We start from the raw sequence: 23507 nt of genomic DNA on the forward strand, positions 1-23507 counted from the left end.
AGAGACAGGCCCCTTGAGGGTGCGGGCCCACCGGCGTTCCGCCGTGCGGACGTCAGCGGACCTCCGGGATCAGCCGCTCGGGGCCCCTCGCCGTCTCGGCCTTCAGCTTGGCCCGGAGCTTCAGCTCCGCCGCGGAGAGCGGTCCCGGGGCGGCCCGGGGCGGCAGGCCGTGGATGGTCTCCGGCGGGGCGAGGGGGGCCTCGTAGTGGTCCGGGGCCGTACGCATCGTCAGGGCGGTCACCCCGACGAGCAGGACCGTGAAGGCGATGGCCGCCCGCGTCCACTGCTGGGCGCGGCGCTCGCCGTGCCAGCGGACCGTGCGGGGCTTCGCCGCGCGCAGCCGTTCCGAGCTCGCGAGCTCGGCGAGCCGCCAGTGCAGCTCCTCCGGCACGGCCAGCTCCGGCAGCCGGGCGGCGACGGCCTCGCGCGCGTGCAGCACCCGATTGGCAGCCGCGGGCGTGCTCGCCTCCGTCTCGGCCGCGGTCTCCGGCAGCCCGAGCCCGACACCGTCGTACAGCAGCAGCGTGCGCCGGTACACGGGCGGCAGATCGAGGAGTACGTCGAGCAGCGCGCGGTCGGCGGCGCCGGCGGGCGGCGCTTCCGGGTGCCGGTAGCGCGGACGCAGTCGATGCCAGGGGGAGAGCGCGTACTCGTAGGCCGTCGCACGCACCCATCCGGCCGGGTCCCGGTCCACGGCCACCTCGGGCCAGCGGTGCCAGGCCAGTTGGAACGCGCGTTCCACGGACTCGCGGGCCAGCTCGCGCCGCCCGGTCAGCAGATAGGTCTGCCGTACGAGGGCGGGGGCGCAGAACGCGTAGAGCGCGTCGAAGGCCTGAGCGGGCGTCAGCGACGGCTCCGGGAGAGCGGAGTCCCCGCCCTCGGTGCGCCGCTCCCTGAATTCGGCGAGCCGCTCCCTGTCCGCCGCGGCCCGCTCCCTGTCCGTGGCGGACCCGCCTCTCCCTTCGGCGGCCCGCTCCCTGCCCCGGGCGGGACGCTTCCCGCTGTCGCCGGACCGCTCGTCGCCCCCGCCGGACGGCACCCCGCTGCCCGCAGACCGGGCCTCGCTGTAGGCGGACCGGGCCTCGCTGTCGGCGGACCGCGCCCCGCTGTCGGCGGACCGGGCCTCGCCGTCGGCGGAGCGGGCCGCGTACGCCGGTGTCGCCGTCACCCCCGCCCCCGCCCCCGCACCCGCCCCCACCAGTTCGGGCGAGGTTTCCTCCTGACGGGCGTTCACCTCGGCGGGGGAGTGAGCCGGATCGGCGGTGAGCAGTCTTACGTACGCTTCCCGCTTGCGGCCGCGCGGCGTCGTGCGGCCGGTCTCCCACGAGCGCACCGTCGCCCGGCTGACACCGAGCCGGGCGGCCATCTCGGTCTGGGTCAGCGACTGGTCCTCGCGCAGACGGCGGCGCTCCTTGGGCGCCGGCAGCGGGGTGGCGGGGCTCTGTGTCATGTCCGATCCCACAGATCGCCCCTTCGTACGAAAAAGTACATAACTGCATATTGAGCGACACATCCAAGGTTCGCCTGTTACGACGAGAAAGAGCGTGTCGTTGGGAGCATGGCGGTCGTGACCCAAATCACCGACCGCAGGCTCTCGTTGTCCCCCCTGCTCACCCGGATGCGCGGCCGATCACCAGGGTTGGCGGCCGGCCTCCTGGGCGGCGCCCTCGCCGCGGGTCTCGGACTCGGCGCGTTCGCCGTCCTCGTCATGGTGCTGTGGATCAGTTCGCCGTACCCGGACAGCGGCCCGGACGGGGCGCTGCATGTCGCCGCCGCGCTCTGGCTGCTCGCGCACGGCGTGGAGTTGATCCGCACCGACACGCTGTCCGGTCTGCCGATGCCGGTGGGGGTGACGCCGCTCCTCCTGCTGGTGCTCCCGGTGTGGCTGCTGCACCGGGCGGCGCGTGACGCGGCCGACGTCACCTCGGGGGCGTCGCCGCGTACCGCGTGGGCGGGCGTCACGGCCGGCTATCTGTCCGTCGCCTGGGCCGCCGCGCTGTACGCCTCGGGCGGCACGTTGCGTCCCTCCTGGGCCTGGGCCGGGATCTGCCTGCCCCTCCTCGCCGCGATCGCCGCGGGAGCGGGGGTCTGGACGGCGTACGGGCGTCCGTGGGGGCCGATGCCGCTCTGGGGGACGCGGGCCGTGGACGCCCTTCCGCTCGCCGGAGTGCGTCCGGTGTCCGCCGTACGCCGGCTCGCCGCCGCCGACGACCGGGTGCTCGGGGGCGCGGTGCGCGCCGCCGCCGCCGGGGTCGCGGTCCTCGTCGGAGGCGGGGCGCTGCTCGTGGCGGCGTCGCTGGTCTGGCACGGGGACACGGCCCGCGCCTCGTTCGTTCAGCTCACCGGTGGGTGGTCGGGGCGGTTCGCCGTTCTGCTGCTGTGTCTGGTCCTGGTGCCGAACGTGGCGGTGTGGGGAGCGGCTTACGGGCTCGGGCCGGGTGTCGTCCTGAGCGCCGGTCATGTCGTGGGTCCGTTGTCCGCGGCCGCTGCGGGAACGCGTGCGCCGACCGATCTGCTCCCGGCGTTCCCGTTGCTCGCGGCGGTGCCGGGGGCGGGGTCCGGGGCGCCGCCGAACTGGACGGGCGGGCTGGTGCCGGTGGCCGCCGGGCTGACGGTGGCGTGGTTCGCGGTGAAGGCGGGGGCCGCGCGGGGGGCGGCGGGCCGGGAGGAGCCGTGGTCGCTCCGCCGGACGGTGGCCGTCGTCTCACTCGCCGCCGGAGGGTGCGGTATCGCGCTGGGCGTCCTCGCCGGGCTGGCGGGAGGGCCGCTGGGGGTCGCCGCCCTGTCCCACTTCGGACCCGTGTGGTGGCAGGTGGGGCCCGCCGCGGCGCTGTGGACGGCGGTCGTCGGGATTCCCGTCGCGGTGGGCGCGGGGGAGTGGCGGGGCCGGGGACGTGGGGCGCCGAAGCGTGCGGTCGCCCGCCGGGACGCGCGCGGATTCGGGCGGAAGCCCCGGCTGCGGATGCCCGCCTGGATGCCGCACCGCACGGGAGACACCCCCGCGCCGCCGGTGCCGACGCCGCTGCCCAGGCCTACGTCGCCGTCGATGCCGTCACCCGCTGCCCGGGCGGAGGCTGCGGCTCGGGTCGACCCCGCGGTGCTGGAGTCCGTCCTTGAGGACTTCGAACCGTACGACCCCTACGACCCCTACGACCCGTACGAGCCGTACGACCCTCTGCCGGGGGAGGCCGCGGCGGCCGCCTGGCACGAGGAGGCGTCGAGGGAGAACCGCTGGGAGGCACTGAAGAGGGCCGCCCGGCCGGCCGACCTGGAGGCCGTGGAGAACCCGGAGAACCCCGAGGGCTCAGGGAGCCCGGAGAGCCCGGAGAGCCTGGAGGGGCCGGAGAGCCCGGAGGGGCCGGAGGATCTGGTCCACCCGGACCGGGCGCGGTCCGGAGGAGTCGAGGACTCGCGCTGAGGGCGGTCCGGACGAGCGGAGGCCTCCTGCCGGGTGGATGGTTCCCCGGCAGGAGGCCTCGCGGCGTCAGTTGCCGGTGCCCAGCCAGTCGCGCAGCTCCGACGGCAGAAGGTCGTCGCAGGACTGCTTCGCGGCGTTCGTGAGGGCGTCGTTCGTGCAGGAGTAGTAGTCGCTGTAGACGAGCTGCGCGGTGAAGGTCGCGGCGACTATCACGATGGCCAGCGACGCGGTGACGATGCCGCTCACCGCGGCGGTCGTCTGGGGGCGGACGTTCGGATCGGGCGCCGGAGCGTCCGGGTCCGGCGTGCGCGCCTTGGCGCGGAGCGCGCTGATTCCCCAGTACAGAGCGAGCGCGCCGAGCAGCAGCGCCACGTACGGCCAGCTGAAGAGGGCGAAGAAGAACGCCCACATGCCGGAGAGCAGCGCGAAACGGGCGCGGCGCTGGGCGGGGTCCGTGGGGTCCCAGCGCATGCCCGCACCGGGTCCGCCGCCGGGCCCTTCAGGACCGCCCTCACCCTTCGGCGCACCGGGCCGATCGCCGAAACCGCCACCGTCGGAGGGGCCGGGCTGGCGGTCGCTCCACTGACTGCCCCAGGGGGTGTACCGGGGGCCGGACTGTTCGTCCTCGCCGTTCCCGCCCGAGTCCTGGCCGTTCCCCTGGCCGTGTCCGCGCGGCTGCCACGGCCGGTCGGGTGTCCCCTCCGGCGGCGGCGCGAACGGATTGTCGTCGGGGTTCGAGGGAGCGGACGGGCCGGACGGGGGAGTGTCGGGCGCGTCGGGTCCGCGCTCGCCCGAGGGGCCGCCGCCGCTGCCACCTGCCGAGCCGCCGTTCCCGTCCGCGGAGCCGGGTCCGCCTGTGGAGCCGTCCCCGCCCGACCTCGGCGGGGTGGACGAAGGGCGCCGCTCGCGCAGCAGGAGCGGAGGGAGTCGGAGACTGCGGTCCGGCATCAGGTGAGCGTCTTCCCCTTGGTGGTTCTGGCAGGCGGCGTGTCCACACAGCTTCGCGCTCGCGACGCGCGCCCCGAGCCGGTCCTCCCGGGCTGACGCCTCGGGTCGGTCCGCCCCGGACTGACGCCCCGAGCTTCGCACTCCGGACTCGCGCCCCGAGCTTCGCACCCCCGGACACGCTCCGGATGTCTCCGGGGCCGTGCCGCAGGTGGTGCCGGGGCCTGTGCCCCGGCCGTTCGTTCTCGTCCCAGGTCAACGTCCCGCGTGCGCGGGGCGTTCCCCGCGCCGGACGGTGTTCCGGGTGGAACCTCCCCAGACGCTACCTTCCGGCCTCGCCCCCGTCCCGTGGGGGCCGCCCGGTGTGCCGGTATCGTTGCTGCCGGTCGGCCGCTTCGTAGACTTCCCCGTATCCCGGGGCGCGAAGCATTCGTACGACCGTACAAGTGCTCCCCCGAGAAAGGGCCCCGTCGTGGCCAAGGCCAAGCGCCTCGTCGTGCTGGTCTCCGGATCAGGTACGAATCTGCAGGCCCTGCTCGACGCCATCGCGGAGGCGGGCTCAGCGGCCTACGGTGCCGAGATCGTGGCCGTCGGCGCCGACCGGGACGGCATCGAAGGGCTCGCGCGGGCCGAGCGCGCCGGGCTCCCGACCTTCGTGCGCAAGGTCAAGGACTACGCCGACCGGGACGCGTGGGACCAGGCGCTCGCCGAGGCCACCGCGGCGTACGAGCCCGACCTCGTCGTGTCCGCCGGGTTCATGAAGATCGTGGGGAAGGAATTCCTCGCCCGGTTCGGCGGACGGTTCGTCAACACCCATCCCGCGCTGCTCCCCAGTTTTCCCGGCGCCCACGGCGTCCGCGACGCGCTCGCGTACGGAGCCCGGGTCACCGGCTGCACCGTCCACTTCGTCGACGACGGCGTCGACACCGGACCGATCATCGCCCAGGGCGTGGTCGAGATCCGTAACGAGGACGACGAGAGCGCTCTGCACGAGCGCATCAAGGAAGTCGAGCGAAGGCTGCTCGTCGATGTCGTGGGGCGGCTCGCCCGCAACGGCTATCGCATTGAGGGACGAAAGGTAGTTATCCAGTGACCGCCGACAGCACAGTCACGGCCGAGAGCACCGAGGGCACCAAGCGGGTCATCCGGCGCGCGCTCGTCAGCGTGTACGACAAGACCGGTCTCGAGGAGCTGGCCCGCGGGCTGCACGCGGCCGGTGTCGAGCTCGTCTCCACCGGATCCACCGCCGCGAAGATCGCCGCGACCGGTGTGCCCGTCACCAAGGTGGAGGAGCTGACCGGCTTCCCCGAGTGCCTGGACGGCCGCGTCAAGACCCTGCACCCGAAGGTCCACGCCGGGATCCTCGCCGACCTGCGCCTGGAGAGCCACCGGCAGCAGCTCGCCGAGCTCGGTGTCGAGCCCTTCGACCTCGTCGTCGTCAACCTCTACCCGTTCAAGGAGACGGTGGCGTCCGGGGCGACCCCCGACGAGTGTGTCGAGCAGATCGACATCGGCGGTCCCTCGATGGTCCGCGCCGCGGCCAAGAACCACCCCTCCGTCGCCGTCGTCACCAGCCCCGACCGGTACGGCGACGTTCTCTCCGTCGTCCAGAGCGGCGGCTTCGACCTGCGCACCCGCAAGCGGCTCGCCGCCGAGGCCTTCCAGCACACGGCCGCGTACGACGTCGCCGTCGCCTCCTGGTTCGCCTCCTCGTACGCCCCGGTCGACGGCTCGGAGTTCCCCGACTTCCTCGGCGCCACCTGGGAGCGCGCGCACACGCTGCGCTACGGCGAGAACCCGCATCAGCCCGCCGCCCTCTACACCTCCGGCACGGGCGGTCTCGCCGAGGCCGAGCAGCTGCACGGCAAGGAGATGTCGTACAACAACTACACGGACACGGATGCCGCGCGCCGTGCCGCGTACGACCACGAGGACCCCTGCGTCGCCATCATCAAGCACGCCAACCCGTGCGGGATCGCGGTCGCGTCGAACGTCGCCGAGGCGCACCGCAAGGCGCACGCCTGCGACCCGCTGTCCGCGTTCGGCGGTGTGATCGCGGTCAACCGCCCGGTCACCAAGGAGATGGCCGAGCAGGTCGCGGAGATCTTCACCGAGGTCATCGTCGCGCCCGAGTACGAGGACGGCGCCCTCGAGGCCCTCACCAAGAAGAAGAACATCCGCGTGCTGCGGGCCCACCAGGCCCCGGCCGCCCCCGTCGAGATCAAGCCCGTCGACGGCGGCGCGCTGCTCCAGGTCACCGACCGGCTCCAGGCGGCCGGCGACAACCCGGCGAGCTGGACCCTGGCGACCGGTGACGCCCTGAGCGAGGGCGAACTCGACGAGCTGGCCTTCGCGTGGCGCGCCTGCCGCGCGGTGAAGTCCAACGCGATCCTGCTCGCCAAGGACGGCGCCTCGGTCGGCGTCGGCATGGGCCAGGTCAACCGCGTCGACTCCGCGAAGCTCGCGGTCGAGCGGGCCGGCGCCGAGCGCGCCCGCGGCTCCTACGCCGCCTCGGACGCGTTCTTCCCGTTCCCCGACGGCCTGGAGATCCTCGCCGAGGCGGGCGTCAAGGCCGTGGTCCAGCCCGGCGGCTCGGTCCGCGACGAGCTGGTCGTGGAGGCCGCGAAGAAGGCCGGCGTCACGATGTACTTCACCGGGACGCGGCACTTCTTCCACTGATCCGGCAGGAAACGCGAGGGCCGTGTCCCCCCTGGTAGCGGGGTGGGACACGGCCCTCGGTGCGAACGGTTCAGTAGCGCGGTCGGGCGAACCAGGCGGTGCCGCTCGACACGACCGGAGCCGCCGTGATGACGGCCGCGAACGTGACCCAGATCAGCGGGAAGATGACGGCGGAGGCCATGCCCGAGTCCAGGCCCACGAAGAGCATGATCAGGCCGACGATCCCGCCCAGCGCACCGTAGACGACGGTGGTGATGCGGACGCCCTGTCCTCCCTTGCTGAACTTCACGCCCAGGATGATCGACAGGGCCGCCAGGCCCGCCGCGATCAGGGCGATCACCACGATGACGCCCGACGCGATGTCGGCACCGTCACTGAACGCGCCGAACGGGTCGTCCGACGACGAGGTGCTGTAGCGGTCCGCCGCGTCCGAGACGTCGTTGGCGATGGCGGCGACGTAGAACCAGCCGAGCGCCGCCAGGACCTGCACCGCGGAGATGATGAACAGGAAGACGCGCGCCGTCACCAGCAGACCCGGCATGGTCTGCGGGAACATCGCGTTGCCGCCCGGGTAGCCGGGATACGCCGGCTGCTGCGGGTAGCCGTAGCCCTGCGGGGGCACGCCGGGAGGGGCCTGCGGATAGCCGTAGCCGGGCGGAGCCTGCGGAGGGGCGGGGGGCTGCTGGGGCGGCTGCCCGTAAGGGTTGTTCGGGTCGCCGAAACTCATGGCGGGTTTTCCTCCGTTGCCTGGGGACGACGCGTGGCACGGTTCGGAGGAATTTCTACAGAGCGGTCCGTCCCCCCGGCACTGCCCGCGACACACTGTGTGCTCATCGTTCTTTAGCGGACTCTTACTTGTCCAGCCGCATTCCCTATGTGTTGTGCAAGTGCAACATCGGTGATCATGGCGGGATACGGGCGAATCGGGCGCCCGGCGGCCACCGCGGCCCCGGATTGGAACCGGGACCGGGTCATCCGGGAGGATGGGGGCCATGACCGCCCAGATTCTCGATGGCAAGGCCACCGCAGCCGCGATCAAGTCCGACCTGACCGTCCGCGTGGCGGCCCTGAAGGAGAAGGGCGTCACGCCCGGCCTCGGGACGGTGCTGGTCGGGGACGACCCCGGAAGCCAGAAGTACGTCGCGGGCAAGCACCGCGACTGCGCCCAGGTGGGTATCGCCTCCATCCAGCGCGAACTGCCCGCGACCGCCACGCAGGAAGAGATCGAGGCGGTGGTCCGCGAGCTGAACGAGGACCCTGCCTGCACCGGCTACATCGTCCAGCTGCCGCTCCCCAAGGGCATCGACGAGAACCGCATCCTGGAACTCATGGACCCGGACAAGGACGCGGACGGCCTGCACCCGATGAACCTCGGGCGTCTCGTCCTCAACGAGCCCGCCCCGCTGCCCTGCACCCCGAACGGTGTCCTCACCCTCCTGCGCCGCTACGGCGTGGAGATCAAGGGCGCCGAGGTCGTGGTCGTCGGCCGCGGTGTGACCATCGGACGCCCGATGCCGCTGCTGCTGACGCGGCGCAGCGAGAACGCCACGGTGACCCAGTGCCACACCGGTACCCGTGACCTCTCCGCGCACCTCAAGCGCGCCGACATCATCGTCGCCGCCGCGGGCTCCGCGCACCTCATCCGGGCCGAGGACGTGAAGCCGGGCGCCGCCGTCCTGGACGTCGGTGTCTCGCGCAGCGCCGAGGGCAAGATCGTCGGAGACGTCCACCCGGACGTCGCCGAGGTCGCGGCGTGGATCTCCCCGAACCCGGGCGGTGTCGGCCCGATGACCCGCGCCCAGCTGCTCGTCAACGTGGTGGAAGCGGCGGAGCGCAGTGTCGGCTGACGGCACCACCCATCAGACCGGGGACGGCGCGGCGCGCGGCGCGCGAACCGCCGGTACCGAGTCGGCCGTACGGGATGCGGAGGGCGCTGTGCGTGATGCCGTCACCGGGGCGCGCGGCGAGGCGGCCGCACGAACCGAGGCCGAGGCCGAGACCGAGACCGACGTCGAGCCGTCGTCCGGGGCCGACTCCGTCTCTGTCTCCGTTTCCCAGGACGAGGCTGACGAGCGGGCCGAACCCCACAAGCGAGCCGAGTCGGTCGAGGCCGAAGCCGACAATCGGGCCGAAGCCGAGGAGGTCGCCGGGACCGACGAGCGAGCCGAGGTCGAAGCCGAAGCCGACAATCGGGCCGAGTCCGAAGAGTCCGCCGGGACCGACGAGCGGGCCGAGGCCGAGGTCGAAGCCGACAAGCGGGCCGAGGTCGAAGAGTCCGCCGAGGTCGAAGAGTCCGCCGGGGTCGAGGAGCCGGCCGAGGAGACCGTGCGGGACGCCATCAGCGCGCCCGACGCCGACGGGAAGCCGCGGCGCACCACGCGGCGCTTCCCGCTCTTCACCCGGGACACGGCACGGCCCGAGGGCGGCGGCCGGGCGGCGTCCGGGGACGCCCCGGCGCCCGCGCGCCAGTGGCCCATCCTCACCGTGCTGTCGGCCGTCGCGCTCGGCCTGCTGCTCACCGCGCTCGACCTGTTCCGGGTCGGCACGATCCTGATCGGCGCCGCGCTGCTCGCGGGCGCCGTGATGCGCTGGATGCTGCCCAGCGTGGGCATGCTCGCGGTCCGCTCCCGCTTCACGGACATGCTCACGTACGGCGTCCTGGGCGCGGCCATCGTCCTGCTCGCGATGATGGCCCAGCCCCAACCGTTGCTCGAGATCCCGTTCCTCGACGACACGCTGCACTTCACGGTGCGCTGACCGCGGACCGGCTCGCGCGCCCGCGCCCGCCTGCCCGGGCGTACCGGCGGCCCGTCTTCTCCTTCGGGAGGGGCGGGCCGTTCTGTCTCCCCGTGTGCCGCCGCCCGCCTCCTGCCGCCCGGCGTCCCGTCCCGGCGGTCGGCGCGCAGTATCCGTTCCGGGTCCGGGGACGACGGCGGCCCGTCCTCTCCCCCGAGTCAAGGACGGGCCGCGATCGGGCGAGTGTTCCGCCCGGGGTCAACCCTTGTGCACGGGAACGGGCCGGTTCAACAGTCGGCGGACCGCTGTGGCACGGAAGTGACCATTCCGGTACGGTCTGCGCGCTGTCCGGCAGGAACCGCCCGACTTCGGCCCCCGGAGCGGTCGTTCCGGCCCGCCAGGCCCCCGTTCAGGCCCGCGGGTCACCTGCGGGGGTGCTGACCGTTTCTGGGGCGCCTGAGGGTGCATCTGTGTTCTCGTTGTGTCGATGTCTTGACAAGTTCAGGGATGTACACCGATCTGTCACGACAGTCGGGCTAACGTTGCCAATCGGGACGGTACGGGACGTCCCGTACGAAGAGCGGGGGTTCGACCGGTCGTACACGATGCCGGTGGAACACTGGACCGTGACCCGGCGGGCGTGCAACGGTGCATGCCCCGGCTCGAATGCTCCCGTGCGCCCCCATCCCGGGAACTGAGATCCGGACCGAGTGCATCCCTGTGGGTAGCCAGAACGGGGATTCGGCGGAGACGGGGACGCCCCCCGCTCCACGCGTTGCCGAGAGCTCGGGGAGTCATGCGCGGGGAAAACAGTTGTGCACGTACGGGGGGAAGAGGGGGGAAAGAATGCCTCGTTGGAAGGCCTTGCCGGATGAACTCGATCCGCAGGTCAGGGAGTTCGCCAGTCAGCTGCGACGGCTCGTCGACCGGAGCGGGCTGAGCATCGCTGCGGTGGCCGACCGCACGGGCTACAGCAAGACATCCTGGGAGCGTTACCTGAACGGCCGGCTGCTCGCGCCCAAGGGCGCGATCGTCGCGCTTGCCGAGGTGACCGGGACCAGTCCCGTGCATCTGACGACCATGTGGGAGCTGGCCGAGCGCGCCTGGAGCCGTTCGGAGATGCGCCACGACATGACGATGGAGGCGATACGGATATCCCAGGCGCGCGCCGCGCTCGGGGAGTTCGGGCCGTCTTCGTCTTCGGTGAAGGGGAGCGGCGGGCCGCAGCAGTCGGCCCGCAGGAGCGGCAGCGTGACCGCCGCGCCCGGGGTCGGCGCGCCGACGGTTCCGCCGTCGGTGCCTTCGGTGCCGGTCCAGCCGTCCGGGCGGGACGGGGGTGAGCCGTCGTACGGCGGGTCGTCGTCCGGGGTTTCTTCGTCCGGGGTTTCTTCGTCCGGAGGGTCGTCCGGGCCGTCGTCGTCCGGTTCCGGTGGGGCCTCCGGCTCCTCGGCCGGCGGGGCAGGGCGTGCCGGCGTCAGCTGGGGGGCTGTCGGGTCGCCGTCCGAACGAGGCGGGCAGTTCGGTCCGGGGGCGCCGGTGGCGCCGGCGGGGCCCGCTCGTGCGGCCGGAGGGCCGCCGCAGGACGCGCGGCCCGTCGGTGCCGGTTCGGGAGCGGACGGCGCGCGGCGGAAGCGGCGGCTGACGATGTTCCTCGCCGGGGTCGTGGGTGCGTTGGTCGTGGTCGCGGCCGCCGTCTACCTCACGCAGGGCGGGGACAAGGAGGACGCGGGCGGTACGCCGAAGACGCCCGCGGCGTCCGCCAGTGTTCAGCCCGATCTGCCGCCCGGGGTGAAGTGCAGTGGGGCCTCGTGCACCGGGAAGGACCCCGAGAACATGGGCTGCGGCGGTGAACTCGCCAAGACCACGACCAGCGTGACGGTGGGGACGGCGCTGGTGGAGGTGCGGTACAGCAAGACCTGCGGGGCGGCTTGGGCTCGCGTCACGCAGGCGGCGGCGGGCGACCGGGTCGAGGTGTCGTCGGGGGCCGCGGCGAAGCAGACGGGTCTGGTGGACGCGGACGCGGACGCGTACACGCCGATGGTCGCGGTGAAGGACGCGGGGGATGCGACGGCTTGCGCGACGCTGAAGTCCGGGCAGAAGGGCTGCACGAAGTAGCGGGACACCGGTGCCGGTGCGGTTCGGGTTCGTTGTGGGTCGGGGCCGTGCCGGTACATCCCCGTCCGTCGCCGCTGGATCAGACGTGGGCTTCCGAGGGAGCCGCTGCTCGATCAGGACGTAAGCGACGGACATCAGGGATGTACCGGCACGGCCCCTCCCGTGCGTGGACGGGTGCGGGTGCAAGATTCAGCCCCTCCGGCGTTTGAGGAGCGGGGGCTGGGGCGGAGCCCCAGGTACGGGTCGGGTAGGGGCCGAGGGGGCGAAAGAAGGTTGTTCGGCCCGGGCGGAAAAATCCTCGGGATGGGGGGATTGGGTTCGCGAGGAGGGGGCAGGGGCTCCGTACCCCCACGGGATCCGGTGTGTTCGGGGAGGGGGGAGATCCCTTCCCGAGGCCCCTGGTACCCCCTTTGGCGGTCGCCGGGCCCACCCTCTCCCGGGGCCGGCGGCCGCCTTCTCGGGGGGATCTGTGGGGTGGGCCACACGGACCCGGACGTCCGGGGTCCCGGATGCGCGATAGCCTGACGGCGGATCTCTCTTGACGCCGAGAGATCGATCATCGGAACCTTTGATCGATCATTGCGGTGGTTGCAGGGGACGATCCTGCACCCGGGGCAGGGACGCCCCACCGCCAGCTGTCATACGGAGAACGCCATGACCCGCACTCCCGTGAACGTCACCGTCACCGGCGCGGCCGGCCAGATCGGTTACGCCCTGCTCTTCCGCATCGCCTCCGGCCAGTTGCTCGGCGCGGACGTGCCGGTCAAGCTGCGCCTCCTGGAGATCACGCCGGCGCTGAAGGCCGCCGAGGGCACCGCCATGGAGCTCGACGACTGCGCCTTCCCGCTCCTTCAGGGCATCGACATCACTGACGACCCGAACGTCGCCTTCGACGGCACCAACGTCGGTCTGCTCGTCGGCGCCCGCCCCCGTACCAAGGGCATGGAGCGCGGCGACCTGCTCTCGGCCAACGGCGGCATCTTCAAGCCGCAGGGCAAGGCCATCAACGACAACGCCGCGGACGACGTCAAGATCCTGGTCGTCGGCAACCCGGCGAACACCAACGCGCTGATCGCCCAGGCCGCCGCCCCGGACGTACCCGCCGAGCGCTTCACCGCGATGACCCGTCTGGACCACAACCGCGCGCTGACCCAGCTCGCGAAGAAGACGGGCACCACGGTCGCCGACATCAAGCGTCTGACCATCTGGGGCAACCACTCCGCCACCCAGTACCCCGACATCTTCCACGCCTCGGTCGCCGGCAAGAACGCCGCCGAGGTCGTCAGCGACGAGAAGTGGCTGGCCGAGGAGTTCATCCCGACCGTCGCCAAGCGCGGTGCGGCGATCATCGAGGCCCGTGGCGCGTCCTCGGCCGCCTCGGCCGCCAACGCCGCCATCGACCACGTGTACACGTGGGTCAACGGCACGGCGGACGGCGACTGGACCTCCATGGGTATCCCGTCCGACGGTTCGTACGGCGTGCCGGAGGGTCTCATCTCCTCCTTCCCCGTCACCACGAAGGACGGCCGGTACGAGATCGTCCAGGGCCTGGACATCAACGAGTTCTCCCGCACCCGCATCGATGCCTCCGTGAAGGAGCTCGAGGAGGAGCGCGAGGCGGTTCGCGGTCTCGGCCTGATCTGATCCGATCGGATCTGACGGGTTCGGCTCGGGTGAGCCGGGTCCGTCGCGGTACGCGCGATGCCCGGGTGGTGATCACCACCCGGGCATCGCTGTGTTCCGGGTCCGGCGGGGTCGGTGAGGCGTACGGAAAGTACGTATCGAACGTGTGTGCTTTGTCCTCATAAAGAGGGGTGCGGCAGGCGGAATCCTCACTATCGTCGTTACGTACGGTCCGCCGGGGGCAAGGGCGCGGCAGAGGTTCGGCGACGAGAGCGTCGAGATCGGTGCCGCCGGGTGCGGCCGACGGGGAGCGGGGGGTGACGGAATGGCGCAGAGATGGGACGCGGACCGTCGGCAATGGGTGGACGACGGTACGGGGCGGTCCGAGGGCGGCGGCGTCCAGGACGGCGCCGATGCCGGCGGGGCGCCGCCGGGCGGGGAGCAGCAGTGGTGGGCGGCGGCCACTCAGGCGGGTTCGCCGCGGCCCGATCAGTATCCGCCCGCGGCCCCCGTACCGCCGCAGCCGATGCCGCAGCAGCCGCCCCAGCATCCATGGCAGCAGCAGCAGTCCCAGTCCTGGTCGCACCCGCAGTCACCCCCGCAGTCCCAGCCGTGGCCCGGGGGCGGCGCGATGCCCGGGAGCGGCGGGCCGCAGCGGGCCGGTGACTCGCGGCGGCTGCTCCTGGTGATCGTGGCCGTGGCCGTTCTGGCGGGTGGTGTGGGCGGCGGGCTGTGGGCGCTGACCAGGGACGACCCGGCGGGGCATCCGGACGCGGGCCCGACCGGTCCCGCGGTGACCGTCACCGCGTCGCAGCCCGGGGCGACTCCGGACACCCTGAACACCTCCGGCAGCGAGGGCGCCTACGCCGACCCGGCCGAGACCACCGCCCCGGAGCCGTCGCCCGGGTACAGCCGGGCGGTCGATCCGCTCGGCTACACCGTGGACGTGCCGGACGGCTGGGCGCGTGACGAGACGCAGGGCAAGCTGGCGCCCGTCGTCACCTACACGGCCCCCGGCGGCGACCGTCGGCTCATGGTGTTCGAGGTCAAGGAGATCTCCGTGACGGACTCCTCGGCACAGGCGCAGGAGATCGCGGAGGGGTTCAAGGGGTACCAGTACCTCGACCGGCGGACCGGCGCCGACTGGACGGAGTTCAGCTACCGCTACGACAGCAAGCAGTTCGGAGCCACCCAGACCGTCGACCACCGCTTCCAGGCCGCCGACGGCACTCCGTACGCCGTCGTCGCGAGCGGTCCGACGGGCACGGACCTGACCGAGCAGCTCACGACGGCCGTGAACTCCTTCTGTCCGACCGGGTTCGACTGCACGAGCGGCACCTAGCGTCCGGGCGGCTTCCTCGCCCCGGCGCGGGGCAGCCGCTTCTCGAACCAGTGCGCCGCGTAAACGTTGTCGTCGTACCGCGGGATCTCCATGTATCCGCACGCCCGGTACATCGCCCGCGCCTCGGTGAGCACGGCGTGCGTGTCCAGCCGTACGACCGTGAAGTCCCGCTCGGCGGCCCGTTGTTCGAGGCCGTCGAGGATGCGGCGTCCGAGGCCGAGCCGGCGGGCGCCGGGGTGCACCCAGACATGGCGGATCTCGCCCGCTCGGGGAGTGAGCCGGCGCAGGGCGCCGCAGCCCACGGGGCGGTCCTCCTCGTAGGCGACGAGGAAGACGCCCGCGTCGCCCGACACCTCGTCGGGCCGGACGAGGTCGCCGGGGTCGAAGCCCTCGGGGAACCGTTCGTCGATGTCGGCCGCGTACGCGGCGAGACAGGCGCGGGCGTCGGGGGAGGCGCCGTCGACGGTCTCGACGGTGATGGCGGCGAGCCGGAGCAGGCGGTGGGCCGTGTCGAGGGCCGCGGTCAGTTCCGCGCGCTGAGGAGCGGCGAGGCCGCCGAGCAGGCCCTCGGCGAGCCCGTTGGCCAGTCGGTTCTGCTCCTTGACCTCGACCTGCCCGGCGGCCGTGAGCTCCGCCAGGCGCAGTCTGCTGTCGCCGGGATGAACGCTGACCCGGACGAGGCCCTGCTTCTCCAGGGCCCGCACCATCCGGCTCAAATACCCGGCGTCCAGGCCGAGTCGGGCCCGGAGTTCCCGCAGGGAGGCTCCCGCGCCACCGATCTCGAACAGCAGCCGGGCCTCGCCCAGAGGGCGGTCCTGGCCGAGGTAGTGGTCGTCGAGAACGCCGATGCGCCGGGTGAAGTAGCGGTTGAACCGCCGCAACGCCGTCACCTGGTTCGCTGACACTGGCTTCATATTCCTTTGACTTTAGTCAAAGGAAACGTGGCTGTCCATCGGTGTCCATCGACCGGCCTGGTCGTGTTATGGGGGATTTGTCAGTGACCCGGCGCACTTTTGGTGACGGATTGTGCATGCATCCGGGGTCGGGAGGGCAGGTGCTCACGGCTCCCGGGAGTGACACACGCGTGACACAGGGGCATCGAACAGGAACGGAAGGCAACACCGATCATGGCTGGACACCAGGCAGAACAGACCATCCACGTGGGCGGCGAGTGGCGCGCGGCGCTCTCCGGCGCGACGCGCGAGATCCTCGACCCCGCCGATGCCGAGCCGTTCGCCGTGGTCGCGGAGGGTGACGAGAAGGACACGGACCTCGCGGTCGCGGCCGCCCGCCGCGCCTTCGACGAGGGCCCCTGGCCGCACACCCCCGTCGCCGACCGCGCCGCCCTGCTGCGCCGCGTCGCCGACCTCCTCGTCCGCGACCGCGAGGAACTCGGCCTGCTGGAGAGCCGGGACGCGGGCAAGACCCTGGAAGAGGGGCGCGTCGACATCGACTGTGTCGCCGACGCCTTCCGCTACTTCGCCGACCTCGTCGTGGGCGAGGGCGGCGGCCGCGTGGTGGACGCCGGATCGTCCGACATCCACAGCGTCGTCGTGCACGAGCCCGTCGGCGTCTGCGCGCTGATCACGCCCTGGAACTACCCCCTCCTCCAGGCCAGTTGGAAGATCGCTCCGGCGCTCGCCGCGGGCAACACCTTCGTGGTCAAGCCGAGCGAGATCACCCCGCTGACCACCGTCGCGCTGCTCGGTCTGCTGGCCGAGGCCGGGCTGCCCGCCGGTGTCGCGGGCCTCGTCACGGGCCCCGGCCACACCGTCGGCGCCCGCCTCGCCGAACACCCCGATGTCGACCTCGTGTCCTTCACCGGCGGACTCACCAGCGGTACGAAGGTGGCGCGCGCCGCCGCCGACACGGTCAAGAAGGTCGCGCTCGAACTCGGCGGCAAGAACCCCAACGTCGTCTTCGCCGATGCCTGCGCCACCGAGGAAGGCTTCGACACCGCCGTCGACCAGGCCCTCAACGCCGCCTTCATCCACAGCGGCCAGGTCTGCTCGGCCGGTTCACGGCTCATCGTCGAGGAGTCCGTGCGCGAGCGCTTCGTCGCCGAACTCGCCCGCAGGGCAGGCGCCGTCCGGCTCGGCCGCGGCACCGAGGACGGCGTCGAGTGCGGCCCGCTCGTCTCCGAGCAGCAGCGAGCGAAGACCGAGGCGTACGTCGCCTCCGCGCTGGCCGAGGGTGCGGTGCTGCGCGCCGGCGGCAAGCGGCCCGAGCCCTCCGGTGTCCGCCCCGCCACCGGGTACTTCTACGAGCCGACCGTCCTCGACCAGTGCCACCGCGGCATGCGTGTCGTCCGCGAGGAGGTCTTCGGACCCGTTCTGACCGTGGAAACCTTCTCCACCGAGGACGAGGCCGTCGCCCTCGCCAACGACACCGAGTACGGCCTCGCGGGCGCCGTCTGGACCGCCGACGCCGGCCGCGCCCGCCGCGTCGCGGGCCGGCTGCGCCACGGCACCGTCTGGATCAACGACTTCCACCCCTACCTCCCGCAGGCGGAGTGGGGCGGCTTCGGCAGGAGCGGCGTCGGACGTGAACTCGGCCCGGCCGGGCTCGCCGAGTACCGCGAGACCAAGCACGTCTACCAGAACCTCGCGCCGAAGCCCGTGCGCTGGTTCGCCGGCTGAGACCGGCCGACCGGTCCCGCCCGTCGGCCCGCGGGTCAACGGCCGTGCACCGGGCGCCGGTCGGCCGCCCCGCAGGGGGTGACGACCCGACCCGCCGCCCGGCGCGGACCGTACCCCGACCTCCTCCCCGTCCCCGTCCGCACTTCGCCCCCTTCCTCCAACCCCCCATCGCACAAGGCACCTTGGAGTACCACTTCATGTCCCAGCACGAGAACACGTACGACTACGTCGTCATCGGCGGCGGCACGGCGGGCTCCGTGATCGCGTCCCGCCTCACCGAGAACCCCGACGTCACCGTCGCCGTCATCGAGGGCGGGCCCAGCGACGTCGGCCGCGACGACGTCCTCACCCTGCGCCGCTGGATGGGCCTGCTCGGCGGGGAACTCGACTACGACTACCCGACCACCGAGCAGCCACGCGGCAACTCGCACATCCGGCACAGCCGCGCCCGGGTGCTCGGCGGCTGCTCGTCGCACAACACGCTGATCGCGTTCAAGCCGCTGCCGTCCGACTGGGACGAGTGGGAGGCGGCCGGTGCCAAGGGCTGGGGCGCGGTGCCGATGGAGACGTACTACGCGCGGCTCCTCAACAACATCGTCCCGGTCGACGAGAAGGACCGGAACGCCATCGCCCGCGACTTCGTGGACGCCGCGCGGTCCGCGCTCGACGTGCCGCGCGTCGAGGGCTTCAACCGGCAGCCGTTCACCGAGGGCGTCGGCTTCTTCGACCTCGCGTACCACCCGGAGAACAACAAGCGGTCGAGCGCCTCGGTGGCGTACCTGCACCCGGTGATGGACGAGCGCCCCAACCTGACGCTCCTGCTGGAGACCTGGGCGTACAAGCTGGAACTCGACGGCACCCGGGTCACGGGCGTGCACGTCCGCACGGAGGACGGCGACGAGGTCCTCGTGAGCGCGAAGAACGAGGTCCTGCTCTGCGCGGGCGCCGTCGACTCGCCGCGCCTGCTGCTGCACTCCGGCATCGGACCCGCCGGTGACCTGGAGGAGCTGGACATCCCCGTCGTGCACGATCTGCCGGGCGTCGGCGAGAACCTGCTCGACCACCCCGAGTCGGTGATCGTCTGGGAGACGCACGGGCCGATCCCGGAGAACTCCGCGATGGACTCCGACGCGGGTCTGTTCGTCCGCCGCGACCCCGAACACCAGGGCCCCGACCTGATGTTCCACTTCTACCAGATCCCCTTCACGGACAACCCGGAGCGCCTCGGCTACGAACGCCCCGCGCACGGCGTCTCGATGACGCCCAACATCCCCAAGCCCCGCAGCCGCGGCCGTCTCTACCTGACCAGCGCCGACCCGGTCGTCAAACCCGCCCTCGACTTCCGGTACTTCACGGACGAGGACGACTACGACGGCCGTACCCTCGTCGACGGCATCAAGATCGCCCGCGAGATAGCCCAGGCCGAGCCGCTCGCCGGCTGGCTCAAGCGCGAGGTGTGCCCCGGCCCCGGCATCACGGACGACGAGGAACTCAGCGCGTACGCACGGCAGGTCGCGCACACCGTGTACCACCCGGCGGGCACCTGCCGGATGGGCGAGCTCTCGGACGAACTCGCGGTGGTGGACCCCGAACTGCGCGTCCGCGGCCTCGACGGCATCCGGATAGCCGACGCCTCCGTCTTCCCGACCATGCCCGCCGTGAACCCGATGATCGCGGTGCTCATGGTTGGCGAAAAGGCCGCTGATCTGATCGGGGGTGGTGCGCGATGAGTACGACCCCCAACGGGAACGACACGTCCGCCACGGCCGACGGCGCGACGTCCGCCAAGGTCGACGGCACGGTGACCGGTGCCCGTGCGGCTGCCGGTTCGGCAACCGCCGTGCCCGGCAAGGGAAATGAGTCCGGCGACAGAACCGAGTCCGGCATGGAGACCGGGTCCGGCATGGAGACCGAGCCTGTCTTCTCCGTGCGCAACCTGTGGAAGGTCTTCGGCCCGAAGGCCGACCGGGTCCCCGGCGACCCGGAACTCGCCGCGCTCGACGCCGCCGAACTCCGCGCCGCCACCGGCTGCACCGCCGCCGTCCGCGACGTCAGCTTCGACGTGCGCAAGGGCGAGGTCTTCGTCGTCATGGGCCTGTCCGGCTCCGGCAAGTCAACGCTGGTGCGCTGTCTCACCCGGCTGATCGAGCCCACCTCGGGCCGCCTCGCGATCGACGGCGAGGACGTCATCGCGATGGACAAGGTCCGGCTGCGCGAACTGCGCCGCCACCGCGCCGCCATGGTCTTCCAGCACTTCGGTCTGCTGCCGCACCGCTCGGTGCTCGACAACGTCGCCTACGGCCTGGAGATCCAAGGCGTCGCGCGGGAGGAACGCCGGGCGAAGGCCGCCGAGGTCGTCGCCAAGGTCGGCCTGGAGGGCATGGAGCAGCGCAGGCCCGGACAGCTGTCCGGCGGTCAGCAGCAGCGGGTCGGGCTGGCCCGCGCGCTCGCCGTCGACCCCGAGGTCCTGCTCTTCGACGAGCCGTTCAGCGCGCTCGACCCGATGATCCGGCGCGACATGCAGGAGGAGGTCGTGCGGCTGCACCGCGAGGAGGGCCGCACGATGGTCTTCATCACCCACGACCTGACCGAGGCACTGCGCCTCGGCGACCGCATCGCCCTGATGCGCGACGGCCGGATCGTCCAGCTCGGCACCCCCGAGGAGATCGTCGGCTCCCCGGCCGACGACTACGTCCGCGAGTTCGTCCGCGACGTGCCCCGCGAGCAGGTCATGACCGTGCGCACGGCCATGCGGGCCGGGGACTGCGGCGGACCGGGCCACCCCGGCGCGCTCGCCCCCGGCACCGTGGTCGCCGACGCCATCAAGACCGTCTCCGGCAGCGGGCGGGCCGCCTGTGTGGTCCAGGACGGCCGCTGCCTCGGCGTCGTCGACCACGAGCGGCTGCTCGCCGTCGTCGCCGGATCGGACCTGACCGCCGACCAGGACGCACGCACCGGCGCGGACGCACGGACGGGCCAGGACACACGCACCGGCCAGGACACACCGACCGGTCAGGACGCACGGACCGGCGCGGACCCACTGACCGGCGCGGACCCACGCGCCGGGGCGGATCCGCGGAAGGAGGCGGTGTGATGGCCGCAGTCATCGCATCCGTTCCCCGCACCGTCCTGCCCGCCCGCCTCCGGCATCCCGCCGTCGGCAAGCTCCTGCTGCTCGCCGTCGTCGCCGCGGTGCTCGTGCCGTTCGCTAATGCCCGCTGGGGCGGCGGCAGTTGGCCGCACGCCCTCACCGTCGACCTGACCGAACCGCTCGGCAACGCCAGCGACTGGATCATCGACAACCGCGACAGCCACCCCCTGTTCCTGTACTTCTTCGGCTACGTCAGCAACGCCGTCGTCCTCTCCGTGCGCGGCGTCTATCTGCTGCTGCTCGCGGCGGGCTGGGCCGGAGTGACCGCCGTGGCCGCGCTCGTGGCCTGGCGCGCGGCAGGCGTGCGTCTCGCCCTCGGCACCGGCGCCGCGTTCCTCGCCTGCGGACTGCTCGGCATGTGGGTGCCCACCATGCAGACCCTCGCGGTCATGGTGGTCGCCGTTCTCGCCTCCGTCGTGCTGGGCGCCCTGCTCGGCCTCGCCGCCGGGCTCTCCGACCGCACCCACCGCGCGTTGCGCCCCGTCCTCGACACCATGCAGGTGCTCCCGGCCTTCGCGTACCTGCTACCGGTCGTGCTGGTCTTCGGCATCGGCGTCCCCGCGGCCGTGCTCGCCACCGTCGTCTACGCCGCCCCGCCGATGGCCCGCCTCACCGCGCTCGGTCTGCGCGACGCGGACGAAGGCGTGATGGAGGCGGTCACCTCCCTCGGCGCCACGGCCCGCCAGCGCCTGCTCACCGCCCGGCTCCCGCTGGCCCGCAAGGAACTCCTCCTCGGCCTCAACCAGACGATCATGATGGCGCTGTCCATGGCCGTCATCGCCTCCGTGATCGGCGCCGGCGGTCTCGGCGACCGCGTCTACCAGGCCCTCGCCTCCGTCGACGTGGGCGCCGCCCTCTCCGCGGGCATCCCGATCGTGCTCCTCGCCGTCGTCCTCGACCGCGTCACGGGCGCGGCGGGCGAACGCCTCGGCGAGGCCCGTACGAGCACCCCCTGGCTGTACGGGGCGGTCGCCGCGGTGGCTGTCGCGGTCGCCGCACGTCTCGTCGGCCGGCTGGACTGGCCCGACGCGTGGGTCGTCAGCATCGCCGCGCCGGTGAACGACGCCGTCGACTGGATGACCGATCACCTGTACTCGGGCGTCCCCTACATCGGTGGCACCGCCGACTGGGCGGGTCACTTCACCACCTGGGTCCTCGACCCCGTCCGGGACGGCCTGCAGTGGCTGCCCTGGTGGTCGGTACTGCTGATCGTCGCCGCCCTGGCCTGGCTGATCGGCACCTGGCGCACCGCGCTCACCGCCGTCCTCGCGATGGCCGCGATCGGTGTGCTGGGCGTGTGGAAGCCGTCCCTCGACACGCTGTCGCAGGTCCTCGCGGCCGTCGCCGTGACCCTCGTGATCGGCTTCGCCGTCGGCATCGCGGCCGCCCGCAGCGAACGCTTCGAGCGGCTGCTCCGGCCCGTCCTCGACGTCTTCCAGACCATGCCGCAGTTCGTGTATCTCATCCCGGTGGTCGCGCTGTTCGGCGTCGGCCGCGCACCCGCCGTCGCCGCCGCCGTGGTGTACGCGCTGCCTGCCGTCGTCCGCATCACCACCCAGGGCCTGCGCGCCGTCGACCCGGCCGCCATGGAAGCCGCCCGCTCGCTCGGCGCGACCCCCGCGCAGCAACTGCGCCAGGTCCAGCTGCCGCTGGCCCGCCCGGCACTGCAACTCGCCGTCAACCAGGGTGTCGTGCTGGTCCTCGCCGTCGTCATCATCGGCGGCCTGGTCGGCGGTGGCGCGCTCGGCTACGACGTCGTGTTCGGCCTCGCCCAGGGCGACCTGGCCACCGGTCTGGTGGCGGGCGCCGCGATCGTCTGCCTCGGCCTGATGCTCGACCGGGTGACCCAGCCGACCGAACGCCGCGCGAAGAAGGGAGCGTGACATGCGACTTCGTACGACATCCGCGGTGGCCGGCGCGTCCGCCCTGCTGCTGCTCACCGGCTGCGGCGCCGCCGACATGACCAAGCAGGCCTCGCCCTTCGCGAACGCCCAGGGCGCGAGGACCGTGACCCTGTCCGTGCAGTCCTGGGTCGGCGCCCAGGCCAACGTGGGCGTGGCGCAGTACCTGCTCGAACACGAGCTGGGCTACCGCGTCGACACCGTCCAGGTCGACGAGGTGCCCGCCTGGGACGCGCTCAGCCAGGGCCGCGTCGACGCGATCCTGGAGGACTGGGGCCACCCCGACCAGGAGAAGCGCTACGTCGACGACAAGAAGACGATCGCGCCCGGCGGCGACCTGGGAGTGACCGGGCACATCGGCTGGTACGTCCCGACGTACTTCGCCGAGCAGCACCCCGACGTCACCAACTGGAAGAACCTGAACAAGTACGCCGACCGGCTGCGCACGCCCGAGAGCGGCGGCAAGGGCCAGCTCCTCGACGGCTCCCCGTCGTACGTCACCAACGACAAGGCGCTGGTGGACAACCTGAAGCTGAACTACCAGGTGGTGTTCGCCGGTTCGGAAGCCGCGCAGATCACGCAGATGAAGCAGTTCGCGAAGGAGAAGAAGCCCTTCCTCACGTACTGGTACTCCCCGCAGTGGCTCTTCGAGAAGGTCCCCATGACCGAGGTGAAGCTGCCCGCCTACAAGGAGGGCTGCGACGCCGACGCGGCGAAGGTCGCCTGCGCCTACCCGCACACCCCGCTGCAGAAGTACCTCAACGCCGACTTTGCGAAGACCGGCGGCAAGGCGGCCGCCTTCCTGAAGAACTTCAAGTGGACCACCGAGGACCAGAACGAGGTCTCCTTGATGATCGCCAACGAGAGGCTGACGGCTCAGGAGGCGGCGAAGAAGTGGGTCGACCGCCACGCGTCGACCTGGCGGGCGTGGCTTCCGTCCTAGCCGACGCACGGGGCG

17 protein-coding genes are annotated in these 23507 nt (G+C 72.4%); 13 read left to right on the forward strand and 4 right to left on the reverse strand.

Annotated features, from left to right (window positions below):
• Nucleotides 1-52: 52 nt before the first annotated feature.
• Nucleotides 53-1450 carry a helix-turn-helix domain-containing protein gene (locus ACFWBT_RS28470; RefSeq protein WP_385705483.1) on the reverse strand — a complete coding sequence of 466 codons (1398 nt, stop codon included), beginning with the start codon at nucleotides 1448-1450 and terminating at the stop codon, nucleotides 53-55.
• Between the two features lie 108 nt (nucleotides 1451-1558).
• Between ACFWBT_RS28470 and ACFWBT_RS28475 the strand changes: the two genes are divergently transcribed.
• Entirely contained in the window at nucleotides 1559-3418 is a 1860-nt protein-coding gene (locus ACFWBT_RS28475) for a DUF6350 family protein (RefSeq protein WP_385705485.1), read from the forward strand.
• A gap of 66 nt (nucleotides 3419-3484) precedes the next feature.
• Here ACFWBT_RS28475 and ACFWBT_RS28480 read toward each other — a convergent pair whose 3' ends face one another.
• On the reverse strand, nucleotides 3485-4366 hold the full coding sequence (locus tag ACFWBT_RS28480) for a hypothetical protein (RefSeq protein ID WP_385705487.1): 882 nt from the start codon (nucleotides 4364-4366) through the stop codon (nucleotides 3485-3487).
• Nucleotides 4367-4835: 469 nt separating this feature from the next.
• Here ACFWBT_RS28480 and purN point away from each other — a divergent pair, with 469 nt between their 5' ends.
• Nucleotides 4836-5456, forward strand: coding sequence for a phosphoribosylglycinamide formyltransferase (gene purN / locus ACFWBT_RS28485; RefSeq protein WP_385705489.1), 621 nt, complete (start codon nucleotides 4836-4838; stop codon nucleotides 5454-5456).
• A complete protein-coding gene (purH, locus tag ACFWBT_RS28490; protein WP_385705490.1) occupies nucleotides 5453-7042 on the forward strand; it encodes a bifunctional phosphoribosylaminoimidazolecarboxamide formyltransferase/IMP cyclohydrolase in 1590 nt (529 codons plus the stop codon). The genes purN and purH overlap by 4 nt, the downstream gene beginning before the upstream one ends.
• 70 nt (nucleotides 7043-7112) lie before the next feature.
• On the opposite strand, the gene ACFWBT_RS28495 is transcribed toward purH, so the two are convergent.
• Nucleotides 7113-7769: a hypothetical protein gene (locus ACFWBT_RS28495; protein WP_385705492.1), complete on the reverse strand. Its 657-nt coding sequence runs from the start codon at nucleotides 7767-7769 to the stop codon at nucleotides 7113-7115.
• 265 nt (nucleotides 7770-8034) lie between these two features.
• On the opposite strand from ACFWBT_RS28495, the gene ACFWBT_RS28500 reads away from it, so the two are divergent.
• The 5 genes from ACFWBT_RS28500 (at nucleotide 8035) to ACFWBT_RS28520 (ending at nucleotide 14858) form a co-directional block, all read left to right on the forward strand.
• A complete protein-coding gene (locus ACFWBT_RS28500) occupies nucleotides 8035-8889 on the forward strand; it encodes a bifunctional methylenetetrahydrofolate dehydrogenase/methenyltetrahydrofolate cyclohydrolase (RefSeq protein WP_081218974.1) in 855 nt (284 codons plus the stop codon).
• A gap of 478 nt (nucleotides 8890-9367) precedes the next feature.
• Complete coding sequence (locus ACFWBT_RS28505; RefSeq protein ID WP_385705509.1) at nucleotides 9368-9799, forward strand: DUF3017 domain-containing protein; 432 nt, start codon at nucleotides 9368-9370, stop codon at nucleotides 9797-9799.
• Between the two features lie 825 nt (nucleotides 9800-10624).
• The gene (locus ACFWBT_RS28510; RefSeq protein WP_385705494.1) at nucleotides 10625-11893 is read left to right on the forward strand and encodes an XRE family transcriptional regulator; all 1269 of its coding nucleotides are present in this window, start codon (nucleotides 10625-10627) and stop codon (nucleotides 11891-11893) included.
• A gap of 654 nt (nucleotides 11894-12547) precedes the next feature.
• Nucleotides 12548-13537 carry a malate dehydrogenase gene (locus ACFWBT_RS28515; RefSeq protein WP_385705496.1) on the forward strand — a complete coding sequence of 330 codons (990 nt, stop codon included), beginning with the start codon at nucleotides 12548-12550 and terminating at the stop codon, nucleotides 13535-13537.
• 304 nt (nucleotides 13538-13841) lie between these two features.
• Nucleotides 13842-14858 (forward strand): hypothetical protein, encoded by a 1017-nt coding sequence (locus ACFWBT_RS28520; RefSeq protein ID WP_385705498.1) that lies wholly within the window; start codon nucleotides 13842-13844, stop codon nucleotides 14856-14858.
• Here the strand turns inward: ACFWBT_RS28520 and ACFWBT_RS28525 are convergent.
• Nucleotides 14855-15772: a GNAT family N-acetyltransferase gene (locus ACFWBT_RS28525; RefSeq protein WP_385705500.1), complete on the reverse strand. Its 918-nt coding sequence runs from the start codon at nucleotides 15770-15772 to the stop codon at nucleotides 14855-14857. The two genes, ACFWBT_RS28520 and ACFWBT_RS28525, sit on opposite strands and share 4 nt — an antisense overlap.
• Nucleotides 15773-15985: 213 nt before the next feature.
• Here ACFWBT_RS28525 and ACFWBT_RS28530 point away from each other — a divergent pair, with 213 nt between their 5' ends.
• The 5 genes from ACFWBT_RS28530 (at nucleotide 15986) to ACFWBT_RS28550 (ending at nucleotide 23492) form a co-directional block, all read left to right on the forward strand.
• Nucleotides 15986-17497, forward strand: coding sequence for an aldehyde dehydrogenase family protein (locus ACFWBT_RS28530; protein ID WP_385705501.1), 1512 nt, complete (start codon nucleotides 15986-15988; stop codon nucleotides 17495-17497).
• Between the two features lie 197 nt (nucleotides 17498-17694).
• Complete coding sequence (locus ACFWBT_RS28535; RefSeq protein WP_385705503.1) at nucleotides 17695-19227, forward strand: GMC family oxidoreductase; 1533 nt, start codon at nucleotides 17695-17697, stop codon at nucleotides 19225-19227.
• Nucleotides 19228-19382: 155 nt separating this feature from the next.
• Entirely contained in the window at nucleotides 19383-20591 is a 1209-nt protein-coding gene (locus ACFWBT_RS28540; protein ID WP_385705510.1) for a glycine betaine/L-proline ABC transporter ATP-binding protein, read from the forward strand.
• On the forward strand, nucleotides 20591-22531 hold the full coding sequence (locus ACFWBT_RS28545; protein ID WP_385705505.1) for an ABC transporter permease: 1941 nt from the start codon (nucleotides 20591-20593) through the stop codon (nucleotides 22529-22531). The genes ACFWBT_RS28540 and ACFWBT_RS28545 overlap by 1 nt, the downstream gene beginning before the upstream one ends.
• Nucleotide 22532: 1 nt before the next feature.
• Complete coding sequence (locus tag ACFWBT_RS28550) at nucleotides 22533-23492, forward strand: ABC transporter substrate-binding protein (protein WP_385705507.1); 960 nt, start codon at nucleotides 22533-22535, stop codon at nucleotides 23490-23492.
• The last annotated feature ends 15 nt before the right edge of the window (nucleotides 23493-23507 follow it).

This window comes from Streptomyces sp. NPDC060027 (genome assembly GCF_042737005.1).
GTDB lineage: Bacteria > Actinomycetota > Actinomycetes > Streptomycetales > Streptomycetaceae > Streptomyces.